Here is a 19,191-nt window from a genome sequence, read left to right as displayed (position 1 = left end):
TAATCAACAAGGGGCGCGAGATATCGGCCGCTTCTGGTCTAAAACGCATAGAGTATGAAAAGGGGTTCCGGCGGCATGGCCGAAACCCATCTTCTTCAGCCGATGTTCGGGCGCTGCTGAGCGGCTGTTTCTTCTGCGCCTTTTTCAGTTTTAACCGCGGTAATTTTTTCGTTGGTTTCAATCGCTGTATTGAACGCAGAGGTCATTTTATCGATTTCGCTATCGATGTTGACGCTGGAGTTACCGGAAACGGAAGAAGTGTCGCTCATGTGGATATTCCTGTTTTAAACACATACAAATCGTAAAAATGTGCTTCGGCTTATCGAAGCGAGAAATTACAGGCCACGAAAGCAGCCTGTATCGGAAAGAGGTTATTTGCCGTAACCACTTTCGATCCGGAGATTAGCGACAGAAGCGGCCGAATAGTCGGGTGCATTTACACTCTGGCTGCCTTGAGAAGCCATATGGAGGACGCTCTGAAGCATTGTGTCGAAAGACTGCATGGGCACACGCTGTCCGAGAAATTCCTGAATGCCGCCACCCTTGCCATCAAGCTCAGTATTGCCTGTGCCAGACATGGAAGAACCATCGGCAAAGTGCAGATCGTTTAGGGATGAGCCAACGTGCAGAACCGTATCGCTGTAGGAATCAAAGCTGTTGTTTAGCTGGAAAGCGTTGCCTGCCTGAGGGGCAGAAATCTGAACATGCGCTGTCCCGGCATCATTGTACAAGCCGGTGATGAAGGATGTTTGGTTATCCTTGGTGACAGAAACAGCGTTAATGTGAGACGCACCAGCGTTGTTCAGGTCGGTGGGCTGAACCTGGATCTGTGTCCCGTCCTGCAGGTCAAGAACAAGTCCATCCCGCTTGAACTCGCCATGTGTGCCATTGCTGGTTTCAACATGGGGGTCACCAAAAACCTGAACATAAGTATCGGTCTGTTTGTCATAAACGCGGACACAACCGTCGGTATCGCTATGAAAATTGTAAGCGGCACCAGTTGTGTAATTGTTATTAGCAGTAATCAGATAACGGCCAGTGTCAATCGTATTGCCGGAAATTTGCAGGCCTGTATCTGCAGATTGGGCTGAGAAGTCACTGCTGGTCGAAGTCTGGTTAACAGCAAGATCGCTATTTCCAGAGTTCTGAATGGAAACAGACATTGCTTTTCCTTATCAGGGTAAAAAACGTTAATGTCAGAAAGGGGCGTCAGGATTACTCGTGTTATCGCTGAGGGCATCTGTTGCATCTGATTGCATACTTTGCATGAGCATCAGACCGCCTTTCAACAGCATCGACTGGAAGGCCTCTGCGTCTACTTCATTGTTTACATCTGGCGATGAACCCGCCTCTTTCGCTGTAATGCCTGAGATCTGATCTGGCATATTTTCGGCCTCTTGAATGTTAATTAACAATGACATCGGAGACGGCAGATCCCCGAAAAAGCGTAAGGTGTCGTGAGCTATTACCCATTGCCCGTGCTGGATGTGCTGTGTTGGGAAGAGACAGAAGGGTTTGCTGGATCATGCTCAGGAACCGCGGAGGGCCAGATACTGCCAGAGTATCAGACGCAGGGCCGGGGGTGATATCAAACCGCCTGTCTAATAGGCCCAAATTTTGAAGGACAGTCTTCAGTTCGGAAAGTGTGTGATTGTGTAGTGGGATGATTTGCGTGGTGCGTTCTGATTTGCTGCTAATGTAAAGGGTTGAACCATCATCATACCAGTCAAAGTCATAAAGGCGGCTCATTTTTTGTAGGAATTCGCCACAGGGAATATCCAGCCAGCGCCCCTGAACACGTCCCTGAACACGTCCCTGAACCTTTTCTGATGTTATAAGTGGGATGTCATTGATATAAGAAAACTCTTTCAGAACGGAAGCGATATCTTGATTAACAGAAATATAAGAAAATGGCTTCTGTTCCCAACTTCTTTCTGCGTGTGCGGCAGGAGGCACAGCTAGAAAGCTACCAATAGCTGCATACCCCAGAAGTATCAGGAGGCGCCCAGTCATCAACCGTTTTCTACATAAGCTATCAGATAATGCCTGTTAAACCGTCTGATTTTACATGATGCAACATATAAATTGCCCCGCAACAAAACTGTCACACAACTGAAAAAAAACTGCTGCTATTGCAGAATATAGGAGACAGGTGTGAGGCCCTGCTGCCGTACGGCCGCATCTTTGTCATGAATTTGATGGGTGTTTGTTCTGATGTCCGACACTATTGGCTCTCTGTCTGGTCTGGCAGGCGCTCAACAGGGCGTGCAGGGAGCGGCAGATGTCCGGCAGGAAGCGTCGCTTGCACCACAGATGACAGAACATCTGGGCGCAGAGTTTAATCAGGCAGTGCAGCAGGAAATTTCTTTCGTGCCTGATCAAACAAGCCGGGCCGAGGTGATGGGGCAAGCGTTAAGCCAGAAGCTTGAAGGGCTTTCCAGCTATCTTGACCAATGGGGCAGCCAGTCTGCTCCGCAGACCACAGATGCGGCCTCTGATCCCGCTAATGCTGCTCAGCTTGTGGCGCAGATACAGGCAACCTATACCTTTGCCATTGAGACAACACTGGTTAGCAAAGGCTCTACCGAAACAACAAAGATTTTTAATACCCTGCTCAAGGGGCAATAATGTTGTTCCGGCGTTTAAGGTTTTTAAAAGCGGCGTTCTTCCTCATCCCGTTGTTGCTTTTGTGTGCCTGCAAAACCGAGTTGATGACCAATCTGGCTGAAGATGATGCCAATGTTATGTTGGCTCTGCTGCTTCAGCATGGTGTGCGTGCTGACAAAATCCAGCAAAAAGATGGAAGCGATACGCTGCGGGTGGAACAGGCGCAGTTTGCGCAGTCAGTCGCTCTTCTGCATGGGGCAGGGTATCCGCGTCAGAGCTTTCAGAGCATGGGGCAGGTTTTTCAGGCGTCTGGTCTGGTGTCCTCCCCACAGCAGGAGAGGGCACGTTTTTTGTGGGCTCTCGGTCAGGAACTCTCACGGACTATTTCTGATATTGATGGGGTTTTGACGGCGCGTGTGCAGGTTGTTCTCCCAAACAATGACCTACTCAGTCGTGAACCAACACCGTCATCCGCATCGGTCTTTGTGCGGTATAAAGACCAAAGTGCCGCGCAGCATTTATTACCCCAGATAAAGCAGCTTGTGGCTGATAGTGTGGAAGGTCTGAGTTATGACCGCGTGTCTGTTGTTATGGTGCCAGTGGCGCAAAAAGATATGCCGACAGTTGGTCCTGTTCCATCTTCAGGCGGGTATTTAATTGGATTTTCTGCCTTGCCTGCGCTGCTCCTAGCCCTTTTTGCCGGCATGTTTGTCAGTAGGCGCTGGCCGAACTTGCCAGATCGTTTGCGCCTCAGGACGAAGTGAGATGCCTCAATCTATTTCTAATAAGGTGGTAGTGCAGGGGATTGGTGATCTGACTCTTGCATCCCATGTTTTAGGTATTTCAGAACAGATGGTGCAGGATCTGGACGCCTGTGTTTACACGCATAATCTATTGCATTCCAGCCTTGCTGAACGGCTTGGCGGAAAACTGCCGTCCAGTCTTACTGTTAGCCAAAGCTATATTCTTAGGCAGAAGGCGGATGAACTCTCTGTATTGGTACTTAGAATAGGATGTGTGGTCCAGGCACACGCCATTCTGGGATTGGTTGATGGCGGCACGGTGCGCGATTTGGCTCAGCTAACAACGCCTTATCTTATGCAGGATGCAGCATGGAAACCAGCATTTTCCATTGTAGCTGATATACCGTATGCGTCTCCTGTGGCGTTAGCGGAAGAAATAAAGCTGTCCGGTTGTAGGGTGCTTCATGCATGGTGTGAGGCGCAGCCTACGTCTGTAGCATTGCGTGTTCGCTGTTTTTTGCCAGATCCTCCGGCTGTATCGTCTTATGTGCCCATGGATACTGTGCATATGGTTGATGTTTTTGTAGGGGAGCGGCTTGGTGACGACTGAGCCATTCTCTCCTTACGTCATCCGGTCAGAGCAGTTTGATGCATTAACGGACGCGGCACAGATTCGTAAGGATACTGAAAAGGAGCGTGCAGCCTGTCTGGAAAAGGCGCGTAAAGAAGCGCAATCTTTAATCCTGGCAGCGAGAGTTGCAGCAGAAGGCATACAGCATCAAGCCCGAACTCAGGCACAAGAAGAGATTTCACGTTATTTACAGGCCTGTGAGAAAAGTATTGCTGATTTATCGTTTGTGATAGCCAGGCGTCTTGTTGATGATCTGCCGCGTGATGAAAAACTGGCACGTCTGGTCAAGACCGCTTTGGCAGATTTTCCGCAGCAGATGGGGTTAGTCCTCAAAGTTCCGGTTTCTGAAGCAGAACCATTGAAAACAGCTTTGCGGAAAATGGAAGGTGCCTGCGCCTCTGTGTCCGTTGTGGAAAGCCCCTATCTTGCCAGAGATGAAGCCGTTTTACAGCATGAACACGGACAGGTGAGGCTGGATGTCGCCTCCCAGTTGCGGGCCCTATGGCAAGGGGCGGTGGCATGATTGATTTTGTCGAGTTGGCACACCGTTTGCAGAACGCAGCACCGCGCCCTTCTATTGGGCAGGTTTTGCAGGTCTCGGGCGGATTGATATCGGCCCAGGTGGATGGTGCCGGACTGGGGGAGGTCTGTCGGATTATTCTGCCGGACACAGAACTGCTTGCGGAAGTTGTCGGGTTTGATGGGACGGTTGTCCGGCTGGCACCGGTTGGTAGTATGCAGGGTATTCTGCCAGGCTGTATGGTCTATCGTTCTGGCGGAGCGTTACAGGTGCCTGTGGGGGAGGCGCTCCTTGGGCAGGTTCTAGACGGGTTTGGGCACCCGTTTTCTGGAGAAAGCCTGTCGGACTGCTCAAAGCGTCCCTGTGTAGATGCACCGCCTTCAGCGCTATTCCGGCACAGGGTGACACAGCCCGTTGCAACGGGTCTGCGTGTGATTGACGGACTGCTAACGTGCGGCATTGGGCAGCGTGTGGGTATTTTTGGTGAGGCAGGGTGTGGAAAGTCTACACTCCTTGGGCAACTTGTGCGCGGCACTGCTGCTGATGTGGTGGTGATCGCGCTTGTTGGGGAACGTGGGCGCGAGGTACGAGATTTTCTGGAACACCAGATGGATACGGCAACGAGAGCTCGATCCGTTCTAATTGTGGCAACGTCTGACCGCCCTCCGTTAGAGCGTATCCGTGCAGCCATGACAGCCACAACCATTGCCGAATGGTTCCGGGATAGGGGCAGGCATGTGCTGCTGGTGGTGGATAGTATGACCCGGCATGCACGTGCCCTGCGTGAAGTGGGGCTTGCTGCCGGCGAGGTGCCCGGGCGCGGAGGGTTTCCCCCTTCTGTCATGGCCGAACTACCCCGATTGCTGGAGCGGGCCGGCCCGGGGGACGAGCGGGAGGGAGGCGGTATGATAACCGCATTCTATACCGTTCTTGTGGATGGAGAGGGCGATCCTATTGCTGAGGAGATGCGTAGCATTCTGGATGGGCATATCATACTGTCCTCCAAATTAGCGGCAGCAGGGCAGTATCCGGCCATTGATGTCATGGCCAGTCGAAGCCGGTTGATGAATGTGGTGGCTTCTGCCGCCCAGTGTGAAAAGGCAGCCCGGTTGCGTGCTCTGCTGCATCGGTATGAAGAAGTGCGTTTTCTGGTGGAAGTTGGAGAATATAAACCGGGAAGTGACGCTGAAGCCGACGAAGCCCTGGAAAAAATAGATAATATCAGAAAGTTTTTGAAACAGGGCGAACGAGATATCACACCGTTTCATCAAGTGGTCACATGGCTGAACCAGATCATTTAAAGTTCAGACAGGTGGCCATTTTGGCGCGCCTTCAGGCCTATAGGGATGAACAGGCAAGTCGCCAAGTGATAGTCGCACGTCGGCGTATGGCAGAGGCAGAGCAGGCCATACTGGATATCGAGCATACCTATGAACAAGAACGTCTTAAACAAACACAGGCGCGCTTACACCGCTGGCGCAGTGCCGTAGGGCAAGAACTTGATTATGGCGCGATGCGGGCTGTGTGCGAGCAAGATGATCGTGGTTATGCAGCCATTGAACAACAGAATATGAAAAGGGAACAAGCGAAGCAGGCTGAGGCCGAGGCACGGGATATTGTGAAAAATGCGGAGCACCAAGCCCGGACTGTTCATACCGCTCTGGTGCGCCGCAATGCCCTGAAACAGACACTGGACCGAGAACACAAACACCATAAGCACGTGCAGGAAGAACTGAAGCGCGACCAGCAGTCTCAGATGCTGTTTGCTCACCGTATGGGTAGGAGCCCCATATGACTGACAATAGAGCGGATTGCTACAGGCCTCCTGCTGTTAGTCGTGCGCAGGTGCGATATAATGCCATGTTTGGTCGTAAGCGCATCCCTTTAACATTGTGTGATGGCATTACTCTGCACGATGGTGGTCTGGAATGGCGTGGCGCATGGGTTTGTTGTGAGGCACGAATAGGCGGCGTTTCAGTAACACTTCATGTTCCTCCGCCCTTGCTTGCGGCGCTTTCGGAACAGCAGGAAGCGGTAATCGGAACAGTTACCTCTGAAGTACAGATATTAACAGCTCTTCTGTCTCTTGCGGAGTGTTTTGCAACACTTGAGAAGAAGATCGGGACCGAAATCAGGTTTTTGAAAATAGTCAACACGGCGCGTTCTCCAGATGGCATAAAGTGTGCGCTGAATGTGCGGGGAGAGCGTTGGCCGTTGGTCTTGCAGGCTCCTGCGTCTGCCATTCAGTCTCTCATGTTGCTCCGGCCTGTTGCGCCTTTACCCGAAGAGGAAGTGTTCCTTAGAACCTTCATACGGATGGGCAGTACTCCGTTGTCGCTCCCTGTTGTATCCAGCTTATGCCCCGGCGATGTGGTGTTACTTGCAAGTGGAAGCCCGGAGAAAGCAACCTTTATGATTGAAAATCATGCTTATGCCTGTATGGGCTGGCATGAGGACAATGGCTGGCATCTGGAAACGGCCATACAATACCCACTAAAAAAGGAAGGCCGGATGGCTGAGCGAGAAGAAGACGGGAGAGCCGAACACATCTCTGATGGCTCGGACGAGAATATGGCGTCTGAAATGGATCTTCCCGTCACCATCAGCTTTGATATGGGGCACAAAACGATTACTCTGGCTGAGTTGCGCGATCTCGGCCCCGGGAGCGTGCTTGAGTTGACGTCCCCTGTTTCAATGCCCATCGGGTTGTATGTCGGAGGGCGAAAAATCGGGCAGGGAGAACTGGTAGATGTGGAGGGCGCCGCTGGAGTAAGAATAAAAAGGATTTTCGGACGTGAATAGTCTGGTTAGCCCTGATATTTCAGCCGTTCTGGTCGGAATCACGGCTCTGGGTTTTGTAACCTTTGCTGCGGTTACAATGACCAGCTTTATCAAAATTGCCGTCGTCTTGTTCCTGTTGCGTAATGCGCTGGGTATTCAGCAAACACCTCCAAACATTGTGCTCTATGGTATTGCGCTTCTGCTAAGCATTTATGTGATGGCCCCTGTTGTGATGAGTGCTTATGCAGCAGCAGTAACCGCGCCTGTGGACCATATGACGCTCTCTGATATGCTGGACGCCGCCAAGCGGGCAGAACAGCCCGTTAAATCCTTTATGTTACGTTTCACCAGCCCCGGAGAGCGCGAGTTTTTTACCAATGCCACCATGAGGGTATGGGGGCCAGAATCAGGACTGAAGGCGCAGCCGGATGATTTGCTGATTGTGCTACCGTCCTTTTTGCTTTCAGAACTTCAGCGTGCTTTTGAAATTGGGTTTCTGCTTTATCTGCCATTTATTGCGATTGATCTGGTGGTTACAGCCGTTCTTATGGCCATGGGCATGTCTTCCGTCTCTCCTTCCACCATCGGTGTTCCGCTCAAGCTCTTCCTGTTTGTTGCTATTACAGGCTGGACAAGGCTGATCCATGGTCTTGTTCTTAGCTACGCGACATAATGGCAGGCCATGTCTGAACAATTGATTTTTCATTTTCAGTCTACTCTTTCCCTTGTTCTATATATGGCGTTGCTTCCTTTACTGGCGGCCATGGCGGTTGGTCTGTTGGTGGGTATTTTGCAAGCTGTGACACAGGTGCAGGATCAGTCCCTGCCGATGACATTCAAACTATTGACGGTTATCCTCTTGCTTCTGTTCGGCGGGTCTTTGCTCGCTGTGCCTCTAGAACGGGAAGCAGCAGAACTATTTGATTCTTTTCCTGCGTTAACGCGGTAGGGACCATGGGTACGCCCGTTACATCCAATGTTCCGCTATTGCTCGAACTGCTGGGGATGTTACAGCATTGGCTGCTGGCATTGGGATTTGCGATTGCGCGTCCCATGGGGCTTCTGGCTGTGCATCCGGTTTTTACCCGCTTCCAGATTACGGGGCTGCTGCGTAGTGCTATAGCACTGGTGCTGGCCTTACCTGCCGTGCCCATGATTTCTGACATGCTTGCACACTCGCCTCAGACGGGGTTGGGTCTAATGATATTGGGTATGAAGGAGGCAGCATTAGGCAGTGTCCTGGGCCTGATGCTGGGGATGCCATTTTGGGTTTTGGATATGGCTGGAGATGTGCTGGACCTTCAACGAGGAGCAACAGCCGGGCGTATTAATGACCCCGCGGGTTTTGAGGATGTTTCCATAACAGGCACCTTCTTTCTGCTATTGGGTATTACATATTTTGCTGCCTCAGGCGGCTTACAAATGGTTTTGAATATCCTATATCAAAGCTGGCACCTGTGGGCGCCACTTTCTGGTCTGCCGGCGTTATCTGGCCAGTTTCCGGTGATTGTTCTGGGCTTGCTGGATGAAATGCTGGCGTCTGCACTTAGTCTGGCGTTGCCTATGTTTCTGGCAATGTTGTTATCCGATATCACGTTGAGTATTGTCAGCCGCGCGGCTCCTTCTCTTCGTGTGGATGACCACGCCATGGGCGCGCGTAATATTGTCTTCTTTTTTGTGCTCACGGTTTACACTGCTTATCTCTGCCTTTTTGTTCGGCAAGATATTGCGCGCATTCCTGTATTTTTTGATATTCTGAAACTTATGGTGGTATAAGGGCCGTGAGCGGAACCAGTGAGAGTAAGGAGCTTCCTGCATCAGCCAAAAAATTGCAGGAAGCACGTAAAAAGGGGCAGGTTGCAAATAGTAAGGATTTTGTCGGCGCGATAGCGACTGTCGTTGCTCTTTTTTATATTGCGCTGCGTGGGCCGTATTTTTTCGCGCAATTAACTACTGTTCTCTCAGATACGGCAGTCTTGTCAGAACAACCGCTTGGAACAGCTCTGCCTCTTATTATACAGCGCTTGAATACTCTGTTTGTTGCGTTCGTTTTGCCGTTGCTTGCCATGGTATTTTTCGCTGTTTTTGTAGCAGCTTTGGTTGGAAATGGCGGGATGGTGTTTTCCGTGCAACCTTTGTTACCCAAATTTGAACGGATCAATCCGGTCAACGGGTTTCAGCGACTTTTTTCGCTCCGTAATATCATTGACGGTCTGAAAATCGTCCTGAAATTTACTGCGGTACTCTGCACACTGGTTCTTGTCGTGCAATCAGACCTGCAATCTCTGGTGCATCTGCCTGCCTGCGGCCCTAATTGTGTGCCTGGGGCCGTACGAGCCATGGTATGGCCTGTTCTGCTGTCTGCAATTTTTTGCTTTCTTGTCCTCGGATGCTTGGATCTGGGTGTGCAAAGATTGCTTTTCCGAAGGGAAATGCGAATGACGCGCACCGAACAGAAAAAGGAACAAAAAAACTCTGAGGGCAATCCGTTAATCAAGCGGGCACAAAGGCAGGAGCGGCGTGCAGCCATGATCAGTAATGTGCGGATGGGCTTAAAAAACGCAACATTTGTTGTCTATGATACAAATGTTGCACTTGCTTTTCAGTATGCGCCTCCCGGTGTGTTGGTGCCATCGCTTGTAGCGCGTTCAGCAAAAGGAAGGGTGTCGGCATTTCTAGCCGAGGCAGAGGCTGCCGCTATCCCGCGCGTTGAAGATGAAGAGGCTGCCCCCTTCCTCGCTGCCCGAGTGCCTCTAGGCAGCCCGATCCCCAGAGATGCCTTTCAGGTAGCAATTTCCTGCATGCGAAAAGCCAATATTTTATAAATTTCTATCAATTATCTGGCTCAACAGTGCTGCCCCGCCAGATAATAAATGGCGGGTGAACTGTCATGCATCACCAAACTTGGCAGTGTAGGTCTGGCTCTTATCCTGCGCCATGGTCATGGGGTTTGTGTTGTCTGCGCGGTTTTGATCATCATTCGGGTGAATATAAGCGTTTCCTGTGCCCAACTGCTGTTCCATGTAGGCACCCCCAGCCTGCATGGTTGATGACGAGCCATCATACCACCCTGCCACCGTTGCATTTCCGGCACTATCATGTGTTAGGGTGCTTTCCGGCGCAGCGCCAGCGATGCTCTTTGTATCGCCCACCGTTTTGCCTTGGCCGTCAGAGACTTCAATGGAGGCATTGCGGCCATCAATATAGCTGACGTCTGTATTGTTGACCCCGTTTGCGTCCGCATAGAATTCTAAGCGGGAGGCTGTTGGCTGATATGTCCCTGATGCATCTGCTTCTGCAATGTAACCACCCTGACCATTCTGGTAGCTTACCGTGCCACTTTCTCCCGGTTTAAGCGTGATTTCCGCAACAGGAGTGGTTGTAGAGCCACCATTAAGAAATTCACCAATTTTTTCAACGTGATTGCTTGAGTTCTGAATTGTAACACTGTTGCTGCCACTGCCAGCAGAAACATGTGGGGCAGTGTTTATCGGGGTGGCCGCCGTAGAAGCCTGATCTAGGTTGGCATTGAGCGAAGCTGCGACTGTGGAAGGTGTTTTGTTTTGCACGCCCTGCGTGGGGAGTTGCTGAGCCATGTTCCCAAACAGTTCGCCTAGCTCTGCCGGGGTGACACCCGCGTGAGCCAATGCATCTTCCAGTGTCACAAGGATAGAGGGACCAAGAGTATTTGAAACAGCCATCAGGATTGCCTTGAGATTAAAGCTGAAAATCAGACAGGTAGTCTGGCATGGAATGTCATAAGGAAAGAGTAAAAATAATGAGGTTTATAAAAAATTCATAAAGGGCGCACATGGTCTGTTTTGAAAACTTTTTTAGTCTTTAGAGTATGTCTGTAATGGATGGGTATACTGAAAAGCGCGCTGTGGTTTGCGTCAGACCGGTAACCCTAAGCAAGAATATCTGCCACATCGCGTGCGGAGAACGGCGCATTTGGCACGACTTCTTCCCAGATTTTGCGTAGACGCCTCTTTCGACCTGTCTGCTTGTCCCCGTTTAACGCACAATATCAGCCATATAATTAATTGTCGTTTTTGTGCCAAAAAAGAGCAGGGGACGGATCGAGCTTTGTGTCTCTTCAAAACGGATATCTTTAATAACGCCGATAATACAATATTTTATGATGTTGTTAGCCGCGTGAGCCTCCTGAATGTTTTGTGCCCGCGAACTATTTCGGACGATGAGAAACCAAAGCATCTTGCGGCCAGACGTGAAATGATGATGTTCTTCGCGCTGTCTGATGTGGTGTTTGTCTGAGCGCAGTCCTACCACCCATGCTCTCCAGCAAACGCCCCATCCTTGATCCTGGAAACATACATAGATTCTTTCATCTGATTGCTCCGTAGGGCTATTTTCACCTGAGAGGAGGAAAAAGTATCGATACGTTTTTTTCAAATTTATCAGAAATAACAGCATGAGAAAATTTCTTATCTAGACCCGTTGTAAGAGACTGCGCATAATGGAGGAAAGAGTGATAAGTGAGAGAAATATTTTCAGGATTTGTATTTACGGATGATATCGCCGCAATCAGTGGGGCGACTCCTGATGATCGAATAGCGGTGCTTCCGCTTACTCTCTTCCTAAAAGAGACACTCGCGCTAGTGTATTCAAGGTTATCTATGACCGGTATTGCAGTTTTCTTGCCATCATTAGAGGCTTTATCCGCTCGATTTAGAGCTGCTACAGTCTTCTGTATTTTTGCTGTAAAGATATCAGCAGGCAAAGATACGCCGTCGCCTTCAAGGGCATAATATTGGCAAGAACCGTGGCGGATGAAGGCATGGCCCGCAAAATGTTTCCCAAGGTCACGATACTAGCCCGCTTCGTCAGGCATAATACGATCTTCTGCTACGATATTTGCTTTGAGGATCGGCAATAGGTCGGCTGCCTTCAGGCGGTCTAAGACCATCGAACACTGACGACTAGTCGTGCGATCCAAGCCGATAAAGGTTTCATCAACCTCAACCACGCCTCCACTAGAGCCGAACGGCGTCAAATCGCCACTGGCATGGCTTTGCGGATGCGGTGGGCCAGAAACCATACTGACTTGTAGGCAATCTCAAGCGCACGATGAAGTTGATGAGCACGATGAACTTCTTGCTGGAGGTCAGCAGATAGACTGGCTGAAGCATCTTGTTCAAGGGAATGCGACCACGCTCGAATATGATGCCAATCTTCACAGTGAATTGACGATTGCAGTCGCCGCAACGATACAATCCAAGGCAGATGCGCTTCGCGGCGTTAGACTTAACTTTTATAATCCGATCAAAGCCGCTGCAATGAGGGCATATGGGACCGTCCGCCCAGATCACACTTTCGAGACAACTGAAAGCGGCTTCCTCGTCATGAAAGTAGGCTCTGGGAAAATAGATATGATCACGCTTCTTAAGTAGGTTTTATTACCAAAATGATCGTGTTTGCAAAACATATAAAACAATTAAATATATAGGTTAAGAAAGAAGTTTTCATTAATTTAAACTATCATGGAATAGGTCTTGAAAAGACTATGAGTTCCTCCCTAGAATGTTTCTACTAATTTGCGGCGTATTTTTACCAAAGATTCTTTGACGAACGCTGTCACATCAGAAGAACGCTCAATTATTTCGAAATTGAATTTATTAGTATTGCAGCTGGCGAGCAGCATTGCGACAGCTTGATGATAGCGACCGAGAATACTCAGGGCAATTTCTCTGCCTCCGTGATCGCACTCTTCCGATGAAGGCAAATCAGCAGTAGAAACGGTTTCATAGAAACTGAAGGGCAGAGCACTGATGATAGTGCCATTGTTCTCCGTCAACACCCTTTCTGGTACCACAAACACACCCGTGGCCAAATACGACATTGCTTTCCGAAACATGATTTCATCCGGAAGTGTCATAACGGCTTTTTTGGTCAGAAAAATAGTGACTTGAACTGGAAACGATTCATACGCGGTGTGGTATAAAAATACATAACCCAAAGTTATTTTTCTGTATAAACCCTCTACTTTCCTGATTTTGAAGCAAACGTTATAAAATTTTCAAGGTATTTAATATCTTCATCGGTTTCCCGATGGCCAAGGAATATCTGTTTCGCAATACCTTTTTTGCCAAGTTTTACGGGATAAAGTTCAAAGCGTGTGGCATATTCTTCCACAAGCCAGCGAGGAAGTGCCGCAACGCCTCTTCCGTGAGCGACCATCACCAGCATGATATCCGTCGTTTCAATCTGCTTCTGCTGTCGTGGTCCAATCCCTGCTGGTTGCAAAAACTGCGTGTAAATATCGAGCCGCTCGGACGGAACCGGATAGGTAATCAATGTTTCATCTGCCAACTGCTCTGGTAAAACAAATTTTGCCTTCCGAAGAGGATGTTCAGGACCAACTGCCAGCACCAGTTCATAGTCAAATACCGGCGTGAATTTCAGACCTGGTTTGTAAAGTGGATCAGGGGTCACCAGAATATCGATTTCATTACTGAACAGAGCGCCGATCCCGCCAAACTGGAATTTCTGTCGTACATCCACATCGACCTTTGGCCATCTCTCCAGATAGGGTGAAACGACTTTCAGAAGCCACTGATAACAGGGATGGCATTCCATTCCGATGCGCAATGTACCGCGTCCGCCATTTGCGAATTGTTCAATACGGCTTTCCGCGAGTTCAAACTGCGGTAGCAGACGGTTCGCCAGAGACAAAAGCCATTCACCGGCCTGAGTAAGCACAAGGGATCGTCCCTCCCGTCGCCATATCTTGATCCCAAGCTGCTGTTCGATCTTGCGGATAGAATGGCTGAGTGCTGGTTGGGTCAGGTTCAGACGCGCTCCGGCAGCCGTCAACGAACCTTCCCGTGCGACTTCCTGAATGATTGTCAGATGACTGCGTTCCAGAATGCCCATGTTTTGTCCGATAAATGCACGAAATTCATATAGCCATAAAAATATATCATTTCAGTTCATTTTTATAAACTTCTATTATGAGGGACCAATCATTCATGCGGACGTAGCCCATGGTCTCCAACGACATTCACGACCGCTTTCACTATGGACTGCAATGTGCCTTCAATCTTCCTCCAGAACCTTTCAAAGAAAAATCGGACGCTGTGAGAACTCGTTACTGACATGACAGACGGGCAGAGCAACGGGCTATCGGAAAAGCATATCGACGGACTGCTGTTGCGTAATTTCGAAGCTCCAATCCCAATCCTGTCCTTCGAGTTTGTACCAGCCCGAACTGACGCAATGGAACAGCGGCTCTGGCACTGCATCCGGCGTCTGGCACCGCTTGCACCCCGCTTTGTCTCGGTCACCTATGGCGCGGGTGGAACCACGCAGACCGGCACTCTTTCCACGGTGTTACGCCTGAAGCGGGAGACAGACCTCATCCCCGCTGCCCACCTGATCTGTGTCGGGGCGACCCATGAGGATGTAGATGATCTTGCACGTTGCTATCGGGATGCTGGTGTGAATCATATCGTGGCACTGCGTGGTGATCCTCCCGCAGGTGCTGCTGACTATAGTCCGCGGCCGGGTGGCTATGCCTATGCCAGTGATCTTGTTGCCGGTCTGCGTCGTATCGCGGATTTCGATATTTCTGTCGCCGCTTATCCCGAAACCCATCCTGCAGCGTCAAGTCCGGACGCTGATCTGGATAATCTCAAGCGCAAGCTCGATGCGGGGGCCACGCGGGCCATCACGCAGTATTTCTTTGATAGTGAAATTTATCTGCGTTTTCTGGACCGATGTCTGGCGGCCGGAATTACTGCTCCCATCATTCCTGGTATTATGCCGGTTTCGAATTACGAGCAGATCGTGCGCTTCTCGGCTGTGTGTGGGGTAACGGTACCGGCATGGCTGAGGCATCTGTTCGATGGGACTGCGGAGAATCCTGAACTTCGTCGTATCATCGCCAGTATGGTAGCGGTGGAACAGATCCGTACCTTGCAGACCTATGGACTGAACGAGTTTCATGTCTCCACGTTGAACCGCTCTGATCTGACTTACGCGATTGCCCATATCCTTGGGGTGCGTCCGACGCAGACGAACGCATCTCGTAATGTGACAGACCTTTTGGAAACAACGGAAGTCCCCGATGACCGAGAAACCCCGGCAGATTTTGACCCCACCAAAGGGACACAGGAAGGTGCTCCTCCATTCATGCTGCGCACCCTGTTCGGGTGAGGTGATGGAGGCGATGACCGCATCGGGTATCGACTACACGATCTTCTTCTACAACCCGAACATCCATCCCGAGCGGGAATATCTTCTCCGTAAGGACGAAAACATCCGGTTTGCTGATAAACATGGCATCCCCTTCGTCGATGCGGACTACGACAGGGACAACTGGTTTGCCCGTGCTAAAGGCATGGAATGGGAGCCGGAACGCGGTGTGCGTTGCACCATGTGCTTCGATATGCGCTTCGAGCGCACAGCGCTTTACGCTCATGAACATGGTTTCCCTGTGATGACCAGTTCACTCGGCATATCACGATGGAAGAACATGGCGCAGATCAATGACTGCGGCCAACGCGCCGTATCCCCTTATGAAGGACTCTCCTACTGGGATTTCAACTGGCGCAAAGGGGGCGGCTCCGCGCGGATGATCGAGATCAGCAAACAGGAGAAATTCTACCAGCAGGAATATTGCGGCTGCGCCTATTCCCTGCGTGATACCAATGCTCACCGCCGCAGTCAGGGGCGTTCGCCGATCGAGCTTGGCACGCTCTATTATGGACCTGATGATGAGGCCTGATCACACACAAGATGATGGAGCTTGTTTGTTCGGCGAAGTTCCACCCACCACGACACGTGATGATAAACCACAGCACGAACCAGCTCTAAGATGTGATGAACCAGAGGACAGCGTTCCAGATGAGGAAAGCCAGTTCGGCTGTCCATGTTGTATGAACCCGTGGTTCCGTTGATCTGGACAGAATACTGTTTGAACGGTGAAACGACCCATACATCATGCCCTTGTCAGAGATATTCTGCATTATCTCTAGGCACCTGAACGTCTGCCTCTTTCAAAGGGCGAACGTCTCACGCGATTTGTGGATTTTCTTTCAGACCGTCACAAGACTATTGACTGCCGAAAGCAGGAATGTCGGAAACGACTGCGTCGGTTCGAACACGTGCTAGGCATGGCTTGCCCCACGCCAAATGACACGCGCGATATTGAAAAATTGATCACGACGGTGGAGGAAATCTGCACACGTCCTTTCACGCCAGCCACTGTTCAGGATGCACTGGGAATTTCCAGTCGGGAACGTATCAGATGGACGCGGGACGGCAAGCTCAGGCCGATCGGAACGAAAATGATAAAGGATCGAGGCCGCTTCTCGCTGACTTTATACAGCGCGGAAAACGTGGCAAGACTGCTGATGTCTCCGGAAATTCTGGCATCGTGGAGGGCAAGACCAGTGTCCTGCCCTCCACGATAGAAATTTGCCGGGCTGCCTGTCAGGCCGAAAGTTCTTTTCGAACAATTTCCGCACCCGCGCCCAGAGCATTTAGCTTGCCGCGCGCCACATCACGCGGCAACGGCGCCATACCACAGTTGGTGCAGGGATAAAGTTTGTCGGCATCAACAAACTGAAGCGCTTTTCGCAAAATATCTGCGACTTTCTCAGGCGTCTCAATGGTTTTGGTGGCCACGTCGATGGCGCCAACCATGACCTTTTTCCCACGAATAAGTTCGATCAGATCCATCGGAACACGGGAGTTCTGACATTCCAGTGAAATCAGATCGATATTGGATTTCTGCAGTTTGGGAAAGATCTCTTCATACTGCCGCCACTCTTCCCCAAGAGCATTTTTCCAGTCGATATTGGCTTTGATGCCATACCCATAGCAGATATGAACCGCGGTTTCGCACTTCAGCCCTTCAATGGCCCGCTCCAGCGTGGCAATGCCCCAGTCATTGACCTCATCAAAGAACACATTGAAGGCGGGTTCATCGAACTGGATGATGTCGACCCCTGCCGCTTCCAGCTCTTTCGCTTCCTGGTTAAGAATTTTAGCAAATTCCCAGGCGAGTTTTTCGCGGCTTTTATAGTGGCCATCATGGAGCGTGTCGATCATCGTCATGGGGCCGGGAAGTGCCCATTTGATGGGTTTTGTCGTCAGTGTGCGTAAAAATTTCGCGTCCTCGACAAAAACCGGTTTTTCACGCGCTACAGCGCCCACAACGGACGGCACGCTCGCATCGTAGCGGTTGCGAATTTTAACCGTCTGACGGTTCTCGAAATCGACACCACTGAGATGCTCAATAAAGGTCGTGACGAAATGCTGACGCGTCTGCTCACCATCACTGACGATATCAATGCCAGCACGGTCCTGATCGTCCAGCGTCAGGCGAAGCGCATCCTGCTTACCTTCGACCAGTTCTTCCCCCTGCAATTTCCAGGGAGACCAGAGTGTTTCAGGCTGTGCAAGCCATGAGGGTTTGGGCAGGCTACCAGCCGTTGAAGTAGGAAGCAGTGTTTTCATGGAAGATGACCTTCTATTTCTTCTGATGGGTCAGGCGGTGTAACCGGCGGACCATTTTTCGAGAATATCGTGATACGGCCTGATGAAATTCTCGTCCGTATAGTGCCCCTGTGAGATCGCCAGTTGTGTACGCTCCTCACGGTCGTAGACAATACGGGTGTTGGAATAATCCTGATGTTTCAGGCTCGGCTGATAACAGTCAGCCGCAGCAGAATTGGCATTGTAAATTTCAGGACGGTAGACCTTCTGAAAAGATTCCATCACGCTGATGGTGCTGATCAGTTCAAGGGCAGAGTAGTCAGACAGCAGATCGCCAAAAAAATAGAATGCCAATGGTGCTGCACTATTGCGCGGCATAAAATAACGGACCTGCATCCCCATTTTTTTAAAATACTGGTCTGTCAGGGAAAATTCACGCTGCTCATATTCAACACCGAGAACAGGATGCTGATTTTCCGTCCGATGATAGGTACGATTGGTTGAGACACTGAGGCAAATGACAGGCAGTTTTTTGAAATTCTTCTTGTAAGCAGACGAGTTCATAACGCTTTTAAAGAGATTTCCATGTAGGTCCCCATAATTATGGGGGACACTGAATTCGGCTTTTCCTTTATTATAAGCCGGCAACAACACGCTGAAGTCGTAATCCCGTACGTACGAGGAAAAACTGTTCCCAGCGAGGCCATCTATCCGTTTGTTGGCGTTTTTATCAACAATTGTTGTGTAGAGGACTTCGATCAGAGGAAAGCTGCCGCTTTTGCTAGAAAAGGCAAGATCCATCTCAACGGAGACGATCTCAAGTTCAAGAGTGTAACGATCTCTTTTGGCATTATCCCAATGCGCCAGATCATTGAACCGATTGTCGATCATGCGCAGGACGTTGCGCAGGTTTTCCTGACGGCTTTTCCCCCTTGCCAGATTGGCAAAATTGGTCGTAAGGCGGGTTCTGTCGGAGGGATGATAGTTCTCATCGAAACGAAGCCGATGGATACTGAATGTCGTGTCCTGAATCATTGTTGTCCTGCGTCGCTTTTACCACCCCAAACCAAAATGCGAACACTGGGGTATGGCGTCCCTAGTTTTGTCTTCTGAGTTTTTCAGGTGGTCGTGGTCATCATCATGGCAGCTTTATGCCTGAAAGAACCCGTGAGCAGAAATGATTTGATTTCATCAATCCATCAATATTGTTCATGTACCAATGTAGCTGTATTGCCTTAGGGAAAGATACTGTCAGAATCCGATCTGGACTTGTAACGGTTTTTTGCCGGTTGACTGAGGGTTTGCAGCTTTCAACAAGAAAGTCATGAGACCATGGCATTGAAGCAGACAGGAGAGTTTCGCCGTGAGGCGGTCAGGATCGCACTTAGCAGGGTTTATCTAGGACACGGGTTGCGGCGGATCTGGGGATTGGCAAATCAACGCTGAGC

25 protein-coding genes are annotated in these 19,191 nt (G+C 50.2%); 13 read left to right on the top strand and 12 right to left on the bottom strand.

Going from position 1 to position 19,191, the window contains the following annotated elements:
- Positions 1–95: 95 nt before the first annotated feature.
- From Abin_RS01320 to Abin_RS01305, 4 genes are all read right to left on the bottom strand, one after another.
- Positions 96–269 (bottom strand): hypothetical protein, encoded by a 174-nt coding sequence (locus Abin_RS01320; protein WP_170237873.1) that lies wholly within the window; start codon positions 267–269, stop codon positions 96–98.
- A gap of 102 nt (positions 270–371) precedes the next feature.
- The gene (locus Abin_RS01315; protein WP_048844568.1) at positions 372–1,163 is read right to left on the bottom strand and encodes a DUF1521 domain-containing protein; all 792 of its coding nucleotides are present in this window, start codon (positions 1,161–1,163) and stop codon (positions 372–374) included.
- A 33-nt stretch (positions 1,164–1,196) separates the two neighbouring features.
- The gene (locus Abin_RS01310) at positions 1,197–1,385 is read right to left on the bottom strand and encodes a hypothetical protein (RefSeq protein WP_048844567.1); all 189 of its coding nucleotides are present in this window, start codon (positions 1,383–1,385) and stop codon (positions 1,197–1,199) included.
- Between the two features lie 19 nt (positions 1,386–1,404).
- A complete protein-coding gene (locus Abin_RS01305; RefSeq protein WP_048844566.1) occupies positions 1,405–2,013 on the bottom strand; it encodes a secretin N-terminal domain-containing protein in 609 nt (202 codons plus the stop codon).
- A gap of 201 nt (positions 2,014–2,214) precedes the next feature.
- Here Abin_RS01305 and Abin_RS01300 point away from each other — a divergent pair, with 201 nt between their 5' ends.
- From Abin_RS01300 to Abin_RS01250, 11 genes are read left to right on the top strand one after another with little or no spacing between them, the layout of a single operon-like run.
- Entirely contained in the window at positions 2,215–2,628 is a 414-nt protein-coding gene (locus Abin_RS01300) for a hypothetical protein (protein ID WP_146867726.1), read from the top strand.
- Positions 2,628–3,371, top strand: a complete 744-nt coding sequence (gene sctJ, locus Abin_RS01295) for a type III secretion system inner membrane ring lipoprotein SctJ (protein WP_052948142.1) — start codon at positions 2,628–2,630, stop codon at positions 3,369–3,371. Before Abin_RS01300 ends, sctJ begins: the two co-directional genes overlap by 1 nt.
- Before the next feature lies 1 nt (position 3,372).
- Positions 3,373–3,960, top strand: coding sequence for a hypothetical protein (locus Abin_RS01290; RefSeq protein ID WP_048844564.1), 588 nt, complete (start codon positions 3,373–3,375; stop codon positions 3,958–3,960).
- Positions 3,950–4,504 (top strand): FliH/SctL family protein, encoded by a 555-nt coding sequence (locus Abin_RS01285; RefSeq protein ID WP_048844563.1) that lies wholly within the window; start codon positions 3,950–3,952, stop codon positions 4,502–4,504. The genes Abin_RS01290 and Abin_RS01285 overlap by 11 nt, the downstream gene beginning before the upstream one ends.
- Positions 4,501–5,802 (top strand): FliI/YscN family ATPase, encoded by a 1,302-nt coding sequence (locus tag Abin_RS01280; RefSeq protein ID WP_048844562.1) that lies wholly within the window; start codon positions 4,501–4,503, stop codon positions 5,800–5,802. The genes Abin_RS01285 and Abin_RS01280 overlap by 4 nt, the downstream gene beginning before the upstream one ends.
- A complete protein-coding gene (locus Abin_RS01275) occupies positions 5,781–6,296 on the top strand; it encodes a hypothetical protein (RefSeq protein ID WP_048844561.1) in 516 nt (171 codons plus the stop codon). Before Abin_RS01280 ends, Abin_RS01275 begins: the two co-directional genes overlap by 22 nt.
- Positions 6,293–7,303 carry a type III secretion system cytoplasmic ring protein SctQ gene (gene sctQ / locus Abin_RS01270; RefSeq protein ID WP_084593376.1) on the top strand — a complete coding sequence of 337 codons (1,011 nt, stop codon included), beginning with the start codon at positions 6,293–6,295 and terminating at the stop codon, positions 7,301–7,303. Before Abin_RS01275 ends, sctQ begins: the two co-directional genes overlap by 4 nt.
- Positions 7,296–7,955, top strand: a complete 660-nt coding sequence (sctR, locus tag Abin_RS01265; protein WP_048844559.1) for a type III secretion system export apparatus subunit SctR — start codon at positions 7,296–7,298, stop codon at positions 7,953–7,955. Before sctQ ends, sctR begins: the two co-directional genes overlap by 8 nt.
- Before the next feature lie 9 nt (positions 7,956–7,964).
- A complete protein-coding gene (locus Abin_RS01260) occupies positions 7,965–8,231 on the top strand; it encodes a flagellar biosynthetic protein FliQ (RefSeq protein WP_048844558.1) in 267 nt (88 codons plus the stop codon).
- A 5-nt stretch (positions 8,232–8,236) separates the two neighbouring features.
- Positions 8,237–9,058, top strand: coding sequence for a type III secretion system export apparatus subunit SctT (gene sctT / locus Abin_RS01255; RefSeq protein WP_048844557.1), 822 nt, complete (start codon positions 8,237–8,239; stop codon positions 9,056–9,058).
- 5 nt (positions 9,059–9,063) lie between these two features.
- Positions 9,064–10,107, top strand: coding sequence for an EscU/YscU/HrcU family type III secretion system export apparatus switch protein (locus Abin_RS01250; protein WP_158319878.1), 1,044 nt, complete (start codon positions 9,064–9,066; stop codon positions 10,105–10,107).
- 63 nt (positions 10,108–10,170) lie between these two features.
- On the opposite strand, the gene Abin_RS01245 is transcribed toward Abin_RS01250, so the two are convergent.
- The 6 genes from Abin_RS01245 to Abin_RS01220 all read right to left on the bottom strand — a co-directional run bounded on the left by Abin_RS01245 (position 10,171) and on the right by Abin_RS01220 (position 14,176).
- Positions 10,171–10,983: a hypothetical protein gene (locus Abin_RS01245; RefSeq protein WP_048844555.1), complete on the bottom strand. Its 813-nt coding sequence runs from the start codon at positions 10,981–10,983 to the stop codon at positions 10,171–10,173.
- Between the two features lie 313 nt (positions 10,984–11,296).
- Complete coding sequence (locus Abin_RS01240; RefSeq protein WP_146867728.1) at positions 11,297–11,572, bottom strand: hypothetical protein; 276 nt, start codon at positions 11,570–11,572, stop codon at positions 11,297–11,299.
- 82 nt (positions 11,573–11,654) lie between these two features.
- Positions 11,655–12,023, bottom strand: coding sequence for a hypothetical protein (locus Abin_RS01235; RefSeq protein ID WP_146867729.1), 369 nt, complete (start codon positions 12,021–12,023; stop codon positions 11,655–11,657).
- A gap of 253 nt (positions 12,024–12,276) precedes the next feature.
- Entirely contained in the window at positions 12,277–12,612 is a 336-nt protein-coding gene (locus Abin_RS16135; RefSeq protein WP_158319877.1) for a transposase, read from the bottom strand.
- 206 nt (positions 12,613–12,818) lie between these two features.
- On the bottom strand, positions 12,819–13,259 hold the full coding sequence (locus Abin_RS01225; protein WP_052948141.1) for a hypothetical protein: 441 nt from the start codon (positions 13,257–13,259) through the stop codon (positions 12,819–12,821).
- Between the two features lie 23 nt (positions 13,260–13,282).
- Entirely contained in the window at positions 13,283–14,176 is an 894-nt protein-coding gene (locus Abin_RS01220; RefSeq protein WP_048844552.1) for a LysR family transcriptional regulator, read from the bottom strand.
- 222 nt (positions 14,177–14,398) lie between these two features.
- Between Abin_RS01220 and metF the strand changes: the two genes are divergently transcribed.
- Together metF and Abin_RS01210 are read left to right on the top strand one after the other, a co-directional pair.
- Positions 14,399–15,457 carry a methylenetetrahydrofolate reductase [NAD(P)H] gene (metF, locus tag Abin_RS01215; protein ID WP_048844551.1) on the top strand — a complete coding sequence of 353 codons (1,059 nt, stop codon included), beginning with the start codon at positions 14,399–14,401 and terminating at the stop codon, positions 15,455–15,457.
- A 4-nt stretch (positions 15,458–15,461) separates the two neighbouring features.
- Complete coding sequence (locus Abin_RS01210) at positions 15,462–16,028, top strand: epoxyqueuosine reductase QueH (protein WP_255319417.1); 567 nt, start codon at positions 15,462–15,464, stop codon at positions 16,026–16,028.
- Between the two features lie 707 nt (positions 16,029–16,735).
- On the opposite strand, the gene Abin_RS01205 is transcribed toward Abin_RS01210, so the two are convergent.
- The gene (locus Abin_RS01205) at positions 16,736–17,764 is read right to left on the bottom strand and encodes a methionine synthase (RefSeq protein WP_048844549.1); all 1,029 of its coding nucleotides are present in this window, start codon (positions 17,762–17,764) and stop codon (positions 16,736–16,738) included.
- A 30-nt stretch (positions 17,765–17,794) separates the two neighbouring features.
- Positions 17,795–18,778 carry a DUF1852 domain-containing protein gene (locus tag Abin_RS01200; protein ID WP_048844548.1) on the bottom strand — a complete coding sequence of 328 codons (984 nt, stop codon included), beginning with the start codon at positions 18,776–18,778 and terminating at the stop codon, positions 17,795–17,797.
- Positions 18,779–19,191 lie beyond the last annotated feature (413 nt).

The sequence above is a fragment of the Acetobacter indonesiensis genome (assembly GCF_000963945.1).
GTDB classification, from domain to species: domain Bacteria; phylum Pseudomonadota; class Alphaproteobacteria; order Acetobacterales; family Acetobacteraceae; genus Acetobacter; species Acetobacter indonesiensis.
This window is presented reverse-complemented; position numbering and strand designations above follow the sequence as displayed.

Excerpts from the sequence above, each read along its gene's own strand:
- Abin_RS01320 (WP_170237873.1), bottom strand. The coding sequence starts at position 269 with ATGAGCGACACTTCTTCCGTTTCCGGTAACTCCAGCGTCAACATCGAT.
- Abin_RS01315 (WP_048844568.1), bottom strand. The coding sequence starts at position 1,163 with ATGTCTGTTTCCATTCAGAACTCTGGAAATAGCGATCTTGCTGTTAAC.
- Abin_RS01310 (WP_048844567.1), bottom strand. The coding sequence starts at position 1,385 with ATGCCAGATCAGATCTCAGGCATTACAGCGAAAGAGGCGGGTTCATCG.
- Abin_RS01305 (WP_048844566.1), bottom strand. The coding sequence starts at position 2,013 with ATGACTGGGCGCCTCCTGATACTTCTGGGGTATGCAGCTATTGGTAGC.
- Abin_RS01300 (WP_146867726.1), top strand. The coding sequence starts at position 2,215 with ATGTCCGACACTATTGGCTCTCTGTCTGGTCTGGCAGGCGCTCAACAG.
- sctJ (WP_052948142.1), top strand. The coding sequence starts at position 2,628 with ATGTTGTTCCGGCGTTTAAGGTTTTTAAAAGCGGCGTTCTTCCTCATC.
- Abin_RS01290 (WP_048844564.1), top strand. The coding sequence starts at position 3,373 with ATGCCTCAATCTATTTCTAATAAGGTGGTAGTGCAGGGGATTGGTGAT.
- Abin_RS01280 (WP_048844562.1), top strand. The coding sequence starts at position 4,501 with ATGATTGATTTTGTCGAGTTGGCACACCGTTTGCAGAACGCAGCACCG.
- Abin_RS01275 (WP_048844561.1), top strand. The coding sequence starts at position 5,781 with ATGGCTGAACCAGATCATTTAAAGTTCAGACAGGTGGCCATTTTGGCG.
- sctQ (WP_084593376.1), top strand. The coding sequence starts at position 6,293 with ATGACTGACAATAGAGCGGATTGCTACAGGCCTCCTGCTGTTAGTCGT.
- Abin_RS01260 (WP_048844558.1), top strand. The coding sequence starts at position 7,965 with ATGTCTGAACAATTGATTTTTCATTTTCAGTCTACTCTTTCCCTTGTT.
- sctT (WP_048844557.1), top strand. The coding sequence starts at position 8,237 with ATGGGTACGCCCGTTACATCCAATGTTCCGCTATTGCTCGAACTGCTG.
- Abin_RS01245 (WP_048844555.1), bottom strand. The coding sequence starts at position 10,983 with ATGGCTGTTTCAAATACTCTTGGTCCCTCTATCCTTGTGACACTGGAA.
- Abin_RS01220 (WP_048844552.1), bottom strand. The coding sequence starts at position 14,176 with ATGGGCATTCTGGAACGCAGTCATCTGACAATCATTCAGGAAGTCGCA.
- metF (WP_048844551.1), top strand. The coding sequence starts at position 14,399 with ATGACAGACGGGCAGAGCAACGGGCTATCGGAAAAGCATATCGACGGA.
- Abin_RS01210 (WP_255319417.1), top strand. The coding sequence starts at position 15,462 with ATGGAGGCGATGACCGCATCGGGTATCGACTACACGATCTTCTTCTAC.
- Abin_RS01205 (WP_048844549.1), bottom strand. The coding sequence starts at position 17,764 with ATGAAAACACTGCTTCCTACTTCAACGGCTGGTAGCCTGCCCAAACCC.
- Abin_RS01200 (WP_048844548.1), bottom strand. The coding sequence starts at position 18,778 with ATGATTCAGGACACGACATTCAGTATCCATCGGCTTCGTTTCGATGAG.